The organism is Thermovirga sp. (assembly GCF_017656375.1).
In the GTDB taxonomy this organism is placed as follows: Bacteria; Synergistota; Synergistia; order Synergistales; family Thermovirgaceae; genus Thermovirga.
The window spans coordinates 1-11,563 of the sequence record NZ_JACDOB010000033.1 but is presented as its reverse complement, the minus strand read 5'-3'; the positions used below and the strand labels follow the sequence as shown (position 1 = coordinate 11,563).

Annotated in this window: 12 protein-coding genes and 1 riboswitch; of the genes, 8 read left to right on the top strand and 4 right to left on the bottom strand. The window is 44.8% G+C overall.

From position 1 onward, the window contains the following. Together H0Z23_RS07625 and H0Z23_RS07620 are read left to right on the top strand one after the other, a co-directional pair. The coding region (locus H0Z23_RS07625) for a flagellin (protein WP_296868840.1) at nt 1-2,222 on the top strand (2,222 nt) is incomplete at its 5' end. A gap of 169 nt (nt 2,223-2,391) precedes the next feature. Next, nucleotides 2,392-2,476: riboswitch (cyclic di-GMP riboswitch) on the top strand. 87 nt (nt 2,477-2,563) lie between these two features. After that, nucleotides 2,564-3,085 (top strand): hypothetical protein, encoded by a 522-nt coding sequence (locus H0Z23_RS07620; protein ID WP_296868838.1) that lies wholly within the window; start codon nt 2,564-2,566, stop codon nt 3,083-3,085. 32 nt (nt 3,086-3,117) lie between these two features. Here the strand turns inward: H0Z23_RS07620 and H0Z23_RS07615 are convergent, their stop codons facing one another. Both H0Z23_RS07615 and H0Z23_RS07610 read right to left on the bottom strand, forming a co-directional pair. Next, nucleotides 3,118-3,579: a helix-turn-helix domain-containing protein gene (locus tag H0Z23_RS07615; RefSeq protein WP_296868836.1), complete on the bottom strand. Its 462-nt coding sequence runs from the start codon at nt 3,577-3,579 to the stop codon at nt 3,118-3,120. Nucleotides 3,580-3,613: 34 nt separating this feature from the next. Next, the gene (locus H0Z23_RS07610) at nt 3,614-4,177 is read right to left on the bottom strand and encodes a hypothetical protein (protein WP_296868835.1); all 564 of its coding nucleotides are present in this window, start codon (nt 4,175-4,177) and stop codon (nt 3,614-3,616) included. 73 nt (nt 4,178-4,250) lie between these two features. On the opposite strand from H0Z23_RS07610, the gene H0Z23_RS07605 reads away from it, so the two are divergent. Further along, nucleotides 4,251-4,736, top strand: coding sequence for a hypothetical protein (locus H0Z23_RS07605; protein ID WP_296868833.1), 486 nt, complete (start codon nt 4,251-4,253; stop codon nt 4,734-4,736). A 4-nt stretch (nt 4,737-4,740) separates the two neighbouring features. Here H0Z23_RS07605 and H0Z23_RS07600 read toward each other — a convergent pair whose 3' ends face one another. Then, nucleotides 4,741-5,202 carry a chemotaxis protein CheW gene (locus H0Z23_RS07600; protein WP_296868831.1) on the bottom strand — a complete coding sequence of 154 codons (462 nt, stop codon included), beginning with the start codon at nt 5,200-5,202 and terminating at the stop codon, nt 4,741-4,743. A gap of 42 nt (nt 5,203-5,244) precedes the next feature. Then, complete coding sequence (locus tag H0Z23_RS07595) at nt 5,245-6,261, bottom strand: sigma-70 family RNA polymerase sigma factor (protein ID WP_296868829.1); 1,017 nt, start codon at nt 6,259-6,261, stop codon at nt 5,245-5,247. Between the two features lie 174 nt (nt 6,262-6,435). Here H0Z23_RS07595 and H0Z23_RS07590 point away from each other — a divergent pair, with 174 nt between their 5' ends. The 5 genes from H0Z23_RS07590 to H0Z23_RS07570 all read left to right on the top strand — a co-directional run. Further along, on the top strand, nt 6,436-6,765 hold the full coding sequence (locus tag H0Z23_RS07590; RefSeq protein ID WP_296868827.1) for a hypothetical protein: 330 nt from the start codon (nt 6,436-6,438) through the stop codon (nt 6,763-6,765). Between the two features lie 128 nt (nt 6,766-6,893). Beyond that, on the top strand, nt 6,894-8,984 hold the full coding sequence (locus H0Z23_RS07585; protein ID WP_296868826.1) for a methyl-accepting chemotaxis protein: 2,091 nt from the start codon (nt 6,894-6,896) through the stop codon (nt 8,982-8,984). Between the two features lie 146 nt (nt 8,985-9,130). Further along, a complete protein-coding gene (locus H0Z23_RS07580; protein ID WP_296868824.1) occupies nt 9,131-10,054 on the top strand; it encodes a hypothetical protein in 924 nt (307 codons plus the stop codon). A 16-nt stretch (nt 10,055-10,070) separates the two neighbouring features. Next, nucleotides 10,071-11,123: a chemotaxis response regulator protein-glutamate methylesterase gene (locus H0Z23_RS07575; RefSeq protein ID WP_296868822.1), complete on the top strand. Its 1,053-nt coding sequence runs from the start codon at nt 10,071-10,073 to the stop codon at nt 11,121-11,123. Nucleotides 11,124-11,142: 19 nt separating this feature from the next. Beyond that, nucleotides 11,143-11,563 (top strand): chemotaxis protein CheC (locus H0Z23_RS07570; protein ID WP_296868820.1); only part of this gene is annotated, 421 nt, incomplete at its 3' end.

Sequence of the window (11,563 nt, the reverse complement as noted above, 5' to 3'; positions counted from 1 at the left end):
AGATCTCCGTGGACCTCTTGCAGGCGGGCACCGCTCAAGTTCAGGCTTCCAACGTTTTCACCCTTGGGTCCGGCTCGGGCGGAGAGATCGAGAGCCAGACTGCCGGTGAGGGACGCCACGCCGCGGCGAAGATGGTGGTAGGAACAGCAGCAACTGGCGGTGAAGGCGACACTCTTGATTTTAGTTTCACAATCAACGGGAGCACTTTCTCGATTACAGGAGTAGCTCTTACTGGCGCAGATGCAGCCGCCCAAGCTGACGAAATTAAGGCAGGCCTTGAAGCAGACGACAACTTCAACGAATACTTCACTGTAAGCGTGGATAACGACGCCATTACTATTACTGCCAAAGAAGCCGACACTGATTTTTCATTCACCACGACTCTCAATGAAGGTGCTGGCGCAGGACAGTCTGAGCTCGTCCTCGAAGACGCTGCATCAAATGCTATAGTTCAAGCTGGAAGCCTAACGGCCACAACGGACACAAGTGTCGGTGGAGCCGATGACTTCGCTACGGTTGCAAGCAGTTTTTCCGTATCTAAAGCATCTCAAAACATCACCAATATCGACACCGTTGATGGAAATCAGATGGCTGGAGGAACCTACAGCATAATAACTTCCAACAAGGTTTCTGCTGGTGACGTCACTGCTAGCTACAACCTCAATGACCCCAGCGGCTTCATAACCTCCACAGCCACAGCAGCTAACTTTGGTAGCTACAAATACATAACAATGTCATTAGAAGTAACCGGCAAAGACTCGAACAATAACACAGTTGACCTGGCCGTAAAGTACAGGGCCATGCAGGCTGATGGCACCTGGACCAGCGGCACGGCCAACCTTACAGGCGTTCAATCAGACGGTACAGGATTTGAAGGAGCTGACGACGTAATTTCAGGAGTAACGTTGGGTGATACTACCTTCGACATTAACACCGCGTCGGTCGGAGACAAGGCAGCTTTAACTGTTTGGGATGCAAGCGCCGCGAATGATGACGTAGTAAAAATAACTGACGGCACTAACAATTATTACTTCAGTGTCAACGCTGGTGCCCTTGATGGCGCATCGGACAAGAACTTCTACATGTACCAGGTGGACAGCGATGGAGTCGTCTATGACGGTGCCATCCAGATGGACTTTGACGAATACCTGGTAAGCGAGTCACCAGCATTCCAATTCACCGTCGCAAGCGGACTCCCTGAAGGGACAGTGGCTACTGGTGGCACAAAGCTAAAGGATCTCGCCCAGTTCCAGGGAACAGGTGGCGTCAACCTGCTGGAAGATCCCCAGACCATAACCATAGTCCAGGGCGACGGCAAGAAGGCCACGGTGACGCTCTACGCCGACGACACCCTGGAACAGGCAGCTACCAAATTCAACCAGGCCATAGCAGAAACCCTTGGACAGAAAGATTACGTTTCCTCAGCTGATGCCAATAATTTCGTACAATTTATATCCTCAAGCGAAGCCACGGAAAACTCACCTTACTCCATCGCGGGTACCCTGGTCTTCAGCAGCGCCGTGGCAGGCAAGGCAGGAGAACTCAACTTTGTAGGCGACGACTCCATCATCACCGCCCTCGGGCTCAACGTAGTCCAGGAAAGCCAGGAAAACCGCTTCTCAGTGGACATAACAAACTCGAATACCGGCGCCACCGTAGCCAGCAATGTAGAGCTCACCGGCAACACCCTGGTAGGTGTCATCGATCCCAACGTGGACATAGAGTTCGACAAGATGGCTGACGCCAGCATTACCTGGAACAGCACCACCAAGAGCTGGTCCATAACCGCTGACTCCACGTCCTTCGAGACGAACGTGCACATCACCTCTAACTCTGCGGTCTTCCAGATCGGCGCCAACGAAGGCGAAAAGATGAGCATAGACCTCGGCAACATGTCTGCTGCCGCCTTGGGGGTCGACAAGGTCCTGGTAACCGACAGAGAAAGCGCCGCAAGGTCCATAACCATCATAGACAACGCACTGAACCAGGTCTCCGAACAGCGCGCAGCCCTTGGTGCTTACCAGAACCGCCTGGAGCACACCATAAACAACCTGACCACGGCAAGCACCAACCTGACATCCGCCGAAAGCCGCATCAGGGACGTGGACATGGCAGCAGAGATGACCGAGTTCACCAAGAACCAGATCCTGATGCAGGCCGCAAACGCAATGCTCAGCCAGGCAAACCAGCTGCCGCAGCAGGTACTGCAGCTTCTGAGATAATTTACCTTAACCCAAACTCAAACACTTCAAAGGAAGGGCTGGCGTCGCCCTTCCTTTATTTTTTATATTTTTGCAATTTTTGTAATTTTTTTAAAATTGTCACTGCTGTTGACGCGTTGCCTCAATTGGTTTATTTTTAACATACGCCGTAAAAATATCGCTTTACCTAGCTCGATAAAGGCAAAGCCATCGAAAGATGGTGGCGCAAAGCTGAGGGTCTACGGCCTAAGGGCTATGACAGCCTGGCTGCCGGGGAAGGGCCTCCTCGCAGTTAGTTGCAGTTTCGAGTATATGGTAATCCAATTAGTTATTCGATCATCTTTTGAGAGGAGGACGCGGCAATGAATTATTTTTACACAATAGGAAAATCAGTCAGAATCCCCTTAAGCTCCACTGAAAATCAAGAATACATAAAAAGGGTTGAAAAAATATCATCTATAGTTGAGCCTATAATCTTAAAGTGGGAAGACACGTTATCTCCATTGGAAGAACCCCTTCCCCATGCTGATTTTATAGCTCATTTAGTTAGAGCACTCGCTGAAGCCCTCCCAGCCAGCGAAATCTCACAATTGAAAGAAAAAGACTTTGTAAAGAAAGCCTATGCCTCTTTTTCCTCTCAAGATAACAGCAAGCCAATCAAGGAATCGTTAAATGAGGCCCTGGAAACCATATGCCTCGGTTTTGATTCCCTGCTTCATAATGCCATGTACGGCGCCATTCATGACCTGTGGGAACTAAGCGTAATGGATGATAATGATACTAACGCGAGATATAACAAAGAAAATCGGCTAAAAGAATTAAGTTCCATTGCGAGAACTTTACCAGAGCAGTTGCAAAAGACCTGCTTGCACTTGTGTAAATAGTGCCTAGTGATTCTTCCTGCTTTTGCTTTTAGCTACCCTAATGTGCCGCCTGAAGCGAAAAGGTTGTTTTTTTCGTATGGGGTCGGTATCCCGCGCTTTTTTAGCTCTATATCCAAAAGCAAGGCAAAAACAACCCCCATTATGCTGCCAGTATTTATTAAATTAAGAAAATCTGGAACTACAACATCTGCATTTTCTAGATAATGAGCCATAAGCTCATGCCTGGACGCTAACTCAAGGTGCCATAAGAGCTTTTGCATCGGCAAAAACTCCGGGTGTTCCGACGCCTGGCGCAACAACGCAACAAGGGCTCTAAAATTAGAGTAGTTGGAACACCTGACGCCATCCATCCCTTCTTTTTCCCAATGAGAAATCGTTACATTGCCCACTTCCATCAGTACAGCAAATTGCGCCTGTGTGAGCCCCAAGCTTGATCGTAATTTCTTTATATATTCAGGAGAAACCAATGGACCTAACTTGCCCTTGTCATCCATAAAGCTATCCTCCTCTTTTTTGTTAATTAAACAACTAAAAACATTCTCTATATCCTCCAGGCTTTTCGCTCAAGCTTTTCGCTAATCGTTTCCTCAATGTGCCCTTATCCGGGAAATCCAGATTTCCCCTCTCTAGCACTTCTAACATAGGAATAAAAAAGTCCTCCCTATCCTCATCATTCACAGGATAAAACTGCCCATTTTTCATCATAATATATAGATCATAAACCCTAAAGGCCACTTTTACATTAGGCATGGATACGTTCCTGAAAAAACACACTGCCACAGACCCCGAAGCGTTTTTTTTTCTATTGACTTGCTCTAACAAAAAAATATGGTTTTCCTGCGAAAAGAAGATCCCCTTTTCAAGAGGCTTATCAATGATATAAAAGGCCTTGCCCCTCATTTCCTTTACAAGATAAACAAATATTTCCATAAATTTGTTGAATCCTTCAAGATCATCTTCTCGACAGGCAGCGCGCTGTATGTCCTTCTGCCAGGCAGACATCCTGTATCCCTGTTTCCTGCCAGACGAACTCTTAACCTTTTTTTGTGAGGAAAGGTGATTATCCTTAGAGCTTTTTTTAAATGAACTCAAGATAAATTCTCCTTTCCTTCAATATCAACATCGCATGTGTATAGCTGAGTAGCATACAAGGAGGTGTGCCCTTTTGAGCCGCAAAAACGTCAACAACCAAAAATCCAACATAGAGACGCCAGCATTTATAGATGCCAGCGGCAGATATATTGACCCTTCCTCGTACTCCTTTTTAAGCTTCCGCCTCCCTGCTTTGGACTTCATCCTCCAGGAAGCTATAGAAAAAGAAGAAAAATCCCTATTACTCGTGCCAGCAGGAAACGGCATAGGGAACATCTATCTTGAAAAAATCGACAACGCTGGCCTTGCATGGAAAATAAAACAAGAAAAAACTGCGCATAACAAAAAAACAACTTACCCCATCATACGCTTTTTCTATAACCCCAGAAATGGAGCAATAAAGCCCATAGACTACACAGACGAACTTATCCAACTTGAAGCCAAAAACAAAACATCTCAGCTTTTAATAGCCTCGTTTATGGCCTACTGGCTAACAGCCCTTATGGCACTGCACAACGTTAGGGAAACTTTTCTCCATCCCCAGGAAGAACAGGAATAGCATTTTACTGCAAAACCTGTTCTTCCTGAATTTCCCCTTTCCCCCCCGATAAAAGGCTATCTACATCCAGGACTACCACGACTTCAGAACCATGCAGCAACAGCCCTTTCAAAAACTCCTTCGGAATGCCCCTGTTGTCCCTGCCTTCTTCCATCGGCTGAAGCTCCTGCCAGGGAATCTCTATTATGTTAGATACCTCATCTACCAATACACCTTGGGTAACTCCCTCTGTAGAGCTCAAAATCAAAATCCTGGCCATGGACAAGTCCTCCAACGGCTCCATACCAACAAATTTCCGGAGGTTGATTAAAGATATCAATTCACCCCTGACATTCAAAAAACCTTCAAAATACGGCGGCGTCCCCGGAACAGAAGTAACCCTCATGGTGGGCAAAATCTCCCTTACCTTCTCTATGGGGACACCATATCTCTCTTCTCCCAAAGCAAATACTACCAAGCTACTCACTGTAACCCCTCCATTCACCCCATAACAAGATCACCCTTGCAATCACTCCCATGCACTGCAAAGGGAATTCAAAGCAGCACTTTTCCTCAATTTATTTATAATTTTATTTATTGTTACCCTAACGTATTCAGAACTTTTCCCATAAAACCTTGCTATGTCCGAGAGCTTTTGAGGATTGTTAAATTTCCCTATTCCGAATCTTCTGCAGATAATGTCAAATTCCTCCTCGGAAAGCTCCTCCCTGAGCGCCTTAAGCAACTCTTCCCTGAAAAATTTCTGCTCTAAAACCTCCTCTGGATCCTCTGTCTCGCCCTCACCGCCGAGATTGTTCTTTAAAAGATCAGGACTTATAACTTGTACCTCATCATGGCCATCAGAATAATCTATAGGTACGGTAGCACTAGATATTCTAGCCAGAGCTTTTATCCTGTTCACATCCACTTCATCAGGCAAATTGCTTATGTTTCCCGACTTATAGGCCTGTACGTACTCCGAAAGGTTTTGCAAGGAAATACCAGCATAGCCCGGAACACTAAAACCCCGGCGGTGCTGCAATAGAGCCACCTTCATCTTCTGATAGATCCACGGCACACCGTAAGTGCTAAACCTCGTGTTTTTTCGGTAGTCGAAGCGGCTTACAGCTATCATGAGGCCAATAATCCCCTCCTGGATGAGGTCCATAAAGGACAAGATACTCTGATCCTGCCCTACCCTCTCCCTTACTCTCTTTGCGCAGGCAATCACAAGCCTCAAGTTCCCTAAGACAAACCGCTCAAAGGCCTCCATGTCCCCTTCTTCTTGAATTCTGCGGGCCAACTCCTTTTCCTCTTCACTGCTTAATAGTGGGAAATTGCTTATCTCTGAATGGAAAATTTCGTAAATGGTTCTTTTTACATCTTCGCTTTCTACATATTCATCATTATCAGCAAAAATGTCCTCTGTTTCCTCGGGTAGCTCTAATGTGATTGGATTATCTTCTACAGGCAGCGCATCTTGCCGCCGTGGCTTACTATCCAAACTTAAAGTAAAGCACGCCCCTCCGTGGTTACCTTTCTTCATCTCCGGCTCCCTCCCTGGATCCGTCATATGCTCCTTATTCCTCCACCTATCTTATCGGCTATTTTAAGCAAGAAATTTATACCCCTAGCTTACTTTACCGAATGTTTTACTTTCAAAAACATACAATATAATATAAATTAATAAGCGAGACCACGACAGGAAGGAGGTCTAAATATGGCCGACCTCAATAAAGTAGGGCGAAAGGATCCAACATCGCCTATCAACAAGATAAGGCTAACTAATCAGCCTTCATTACAGCACCACAAAAATAAAAATCCCTACATAAACCACTCTCACCCTGCAGAAAATATAGAATTCACAGCAGCAGCCCTCAAAACAATCCTGCAAGCCTTTGGCCGAACCCTTGACCTAAAAGTATTACCAGAAGAAATCCAGGCTTTCGAAGGCTCACAAAAAGTGTTCTCCGTTTCCCATGAAAAGGCTTCCAAAATAATAGAAGAAATACACCTCATCCTCTCTCCCTACCTGGATAGAATGGCATAGTTATTAGAATACTCATGCAAGTCTTTTAGTTGTTTCATTGAGGAAAATATCTTATACTTTCTTGCGGATTGTCAATTTTGCACCCAAAGACGGGGCATTCAGAAACTACTTCGAGGAGCGTGATATCTTTGCGCAAACTTTGGCAACAAACGGCATTTTCCATTATCCTCTCCGGCCTGGTCATAGTTTTAGCGGTTCTCTTAATAGTAGGATTCCAAATTTATTCACTTCAAAAAGATAACATAGAAAACCAAATCGAACTGACAGTCAACCAGTGGTCTTTAGAACTTGAAAACCTCCTTGACGAGCTTAAAACACCCGTCATTTTAGCCAGCAGGACAATTGAAGAAAGAGTCAACGTAGATGGATGGCTAAACTCCCCAGAACTAGAGGACTACTACGCAGGCAACTTAAGCTACCGTTTCATATCCATAGCTCAAAACTCTCCTGCAGCAGAAAGGCTGTACTTCTATTTCAACTCCCCTTTAATACAAAAAAAACAACTGACAGGAGCAACAGCAACAAAAGGACCTAACGGCAAATGGGAACTGAACACAGATACAAGCATCGTTGTCGGCAAGAACAATTTCACCGAAAGTTCCTCAAAAGCCAGCTGGTTTTTTGCACCCCTTAAAACCCGCAAAGAAGTATGGACAGATCCAAGAACCATATCAACTTCTCAAGGAGAAAAGACCGTTATTACTTACGCTGCCCCAGTAATAGCTAAACCCAAAAACTCTGGCTCACGCAAGGACGTGATATTAGGCATAGCAGGGGTTGACCTTAACATTGAAGTATTCGACAAATTTATACAAAAATACGCCAAGGAGAACGGGGCTTTCGGTTTCATCCTTTCTCCTGGAAACAAATTATTGACACATCCAAAGGCTAACACAGAAACAGGGGAAGCAAATGAAGCTTTAACGAAGAAAGTCTCAGCATTTCTGGAGGCCATTAATGGTGTGAAGCAGATAGGAAACTACTATGTCGCTATTAAAGAAACTAGCGATGGCCTTAAGATCGGTTATGCAGTACCGAAAGCGATAATAACTTCCGCCCTATGGTCTCTCCTAATCAAGCTTTCCGCAGCTTCCCTTATTGCCCTGCTTTTGGCCGCATATTTAGGTGTAATATTCGGGAAACGCCTCGCCAAACCCATAGTTGAAGTGACAAGCGTAGCTCAAAAAATGGGAAAAGGCGATTTCACTGAAACAGAAACGCAGCAGTTTAATGGGGAAGAAGTTTCTCTACTCCAAAAAGCCATTGAAGAGACGATGAGAAAACTTAGAGGCATGATCTCCAACGTCAGCAATCTTGCTGAGGAGCTGGCAGCTTCTGCAGAAGAAGTGGCCGCTGGTGCCGATGAAACTGGAAAGGGGGCAGAGGAAAGCACCCGCCAGGTTCACACAGTTTCCAATGCTTTAAGCAAACAATCTGAAACTCTAGAAGCAATTGCACAACAGATCAAGCACATTGGTGAACTTATACAAAACAGTGAAGCCCTTATGCAAAAACTCCTGGAGCTTCACAATGAGCAGCTTGAGGCCACAAAAAATGGAACAGAGCTTGCAAAACAGAGCGAATCGACGATAAAAATTCTGAACGATATGTCAAATGAGGTGAATGTCTCTTTCTCTGAGGTAAAAGAAAGCATGTCCAAAATAATAGGCATGGCCCAAACCATCTCTACTATAGCAGACCAGACGAATCTGCTGGCTCTAAACGCAGCCATAGAGGCCGCACGCGCTGGGGAAGCAGGAAAAGGCTTTGCCGTAGTGGCAGAAGAGGTTAGAAAGCTTGCAGAAGAGTCCTCCAAAGCTGCCCAGCAGATACACTCCTATATCGAAGAAATACAACCCAGGGTAAAAAAGGCAGAAAAATCCCTATCAAAATCAAATGAGACGACGCTAAAGGGAATAGAGGTTATAGACAAAACAAGGATAGCTTTTGAAACCATACAAAAGGATGCACGAAAGGCCAAAGAAGAGGGAGATAAGGTTGGCAACGCCCTTGTGGACCTTACTTCCTTTTATGCCAAAATGGAAGAGGCACTCGACGAATTCAAAAAAGGGAGGCAACTAGTGGCAGATTCTATTCAGCAGCTTTCAGCCACAGCAGAGGAACAAGCTGCACAAGCAGAAGAATTTTCCGCTTCCAGCCAAGCCCTCGCAGAAGTGGCAGAAAAGCTGATAACAGAGATGAACAAATTTAAAATATAATTTATTGAAACCTATAATTTACGCGCGAAAAAATGTAAAGGGCAAGGAGATAGCAGCTGCAACCCTCCTTGCCCTTGTCTTTAACGCATAATTATCCTTGACTGCAATAATTATAAAGAATATTATCCATGAAGGAGGGATATGCTTTGACATACTTTTATAAATTCGCTAACCGCTCAAACTTTGATTCTTTCTTTCTTGTTCATAAGCTTTTAATAAATGGCCTTTCAGAGCAAAAAGTGCCCGTTTACTCCATAGAACCTACGAAGAACAGTTCTTGCGACCTATCAGTAAAAATTCTCCTTTATTTCCCAAAGCACCTGGAGATTGTCAAGGATTTTATAGTCAGCCAGTTCGACGTAAAAAAACATAAAGTAGAGCAACCAGACATAGGAAAAAGCCCCTTTTCCAGCATAGATATAGTGACAAAGCTAAGAAGGAAGCGGCAGAGCTTGCCAGAGTGGTCAGACCTAAAAGGCAAAACCATTCTATTTTCAATAAACACCATATTGCGAGAAACCTTTTGTTCTCTTATGGACATGACTGAAAATGATGGAATCGACGGGGAAAAAATAGCCAAACTGCAGGATTTGCTCGCGGAAATAGAAGAAAGCTTCGACCAATTGCCCTATAAGGCCCAAGCTGAAGATCTTTCATATGCCAGGGATACAGTTGCAAGGGATTCCACAACAAAAAAGATAGATACTGATAAAAGCTCATTATCTCTTGAAGAGATAATGCAGGTTCTCCGGGCTCATCCCGAAATAACTGATAGATGGCTCTCTATAGCAAACGAGAACTCGTTAGACATCATGACCACCCCCTTAGAACCATACGATCATGATGAGCTCATGATGCTTCTAGAAACCTTAAGAGATGCTGGAATAAATTCCCGCAAAGAGCTCGAATCATTTCTAATTAATCACCTGAAAGGGTGGGAAGGCCTTTACGAAATATTTGAGATTGCGAGGTTACGCAGCCTTTGGGTAAAAGATAAGCTCTACTTGCTAGAATTACTTAACATCCTAATAAAAACCTGTATCTTGAAAACCAAACGAACAGAACGTTAAAGGAGGAATTTCACCATTGAACAATAAAATACGCGTTCTAGTAGTGGATGATTCGGCTTTCATGAGACTTGTAATAAGCGATATGCTGGCTTCAGATCCTCAAATCCATATAGTTGGCAAAGCAAGAAACGGAGCAGACGCTGTAGAAAAAGTTAAAAGGCTAAAACCTGATGTAGTGACTCTTGATGTAGAAATGCCCGTGATGGATGGAGTCACAGCTTTAAAGTCTATCCTGAATCTAAACGAGAACATCAAAGTTATCATGGTAAGCACCCTGACAAGTGAAGGGGCTGAAACCACAATAAAGTGCCTTGAGCTTGGGGCCTTCGATTTTGTACATAAACCTTCAAACTCAAACCCAAAAGAAATTGAAAAAATAAAAGAGAACCTTCTAAACAAAATAAAAGCGGCTGCTTCGTCCTTAAAGCGGCTGGAGATCCCTTCAATACCCACAACTCCAGCTTCCCTAAAGCCCATATCTGCACAGCAAAAAAGCGGCCCATACAATATGCTTTTAATAGCATCTTCCACTGGGGGGCCGCAGGCCCTCATGAAGATGCTTCCTGAAATACCCAAAGACTTTCCCGCTCCTATAGCGATAGTACAGCACATGCCACCTGGCTTTACGAAGAGCTTTGCTGCCAGGCTCAATCAGCTATGCCAAATATCCATCGAGGAGGCCGCGGAGGGAAAGCTTCTTGTTCCACAAAAAGCTTTTATAGCGCCAGGAGGATATCACCTAGTAGTAAAAGAAAAAAACAAAAAAATTCACTGTAGTCTAGTGGATTTGCCCCCAGTAAATGCAGTCAAGCCTGCAGCTGATGTCCTTTTTCAAAGCATATCGCTACTTGAAAACATCAGGCCTGTTACTGTAATATTGACTGGAATGGGCAAAGATGGGGCTAAAGGCGCACTGCGCTTAAAAGAAAAAAACGCCTTTGTTATAGCCGAATCCCCCGAAACTGCCGTCATATTCGGCATGCCAAAAGCCGCAGGTGAAGTGGGTGCTGTCGATGTATTCTTGCCTCTACACAAGATAGCACCGAAGGTGGTAGAGCTTTTTACGTAAACCCAAGGAGTGTGCAAGCTTGAACAAACTACAAGAAGACCTTTTAAGGGAGATAGCAAATATAGGCACAGGACATGCAGCTTCGGCACTCTCACAACTTATTGGCCAAGTTGTCCATGTGAGCGTGCCGAAAGCGGAAATCGTACCTTTCGAAGAATTACCCACTTATTTCGGGGATCCGGAAACTCCTGTATGTGCTATTCTGTCAACGTGTGTGACAAATCTGGATATCCACCTTGTCCTAATCTTATCTGAAGAAGACTCTTTCCAGCTTTCAGACCTGCTGATGGGACAAATATTGCCTCCCTCCGACCCAGATACCTATGAGGCAGTAGTCGAATCGGCCCTCACAGAGGCAGGAAATATAATGCTCGGCGCTTTTCTTAGCGCCCTCGGAGATTTCCTTGGCGTTGGGCTTCACCCTGAGGTACCTTCAATAG

Coding starts and splice junctions, on each gene's coding strand:
- H0Z23_RS07590 (WP_296868827.1), top strand. CDS start 6,436: ATGGCCGACCTCAATAAAGTAGGGCGAAAGGATCCAACATCGCCTATC.
- H0Z23_RS07620 (WP_296868838.1), top strand. CDS start 2,564: ATGAATTATTTTTACACAATAGGAAAATCAGTCAGAATCCCCTTAAGC.
- H0Z23_RS07615 (WP_296868836.1), bottom strand. CDS start 3,579: ATGGATGACAAGGGCAAGTTAGGTCCATTGGTTTCTCCTGAATATATA.
- H0Z23_RS07595 (WP_296868829.1), bottom strand. CDS start 6,261: ATGAAGAAAGGTAACCACGGAGGGGCGTGCTTTACTTTAAGTTTGGAT.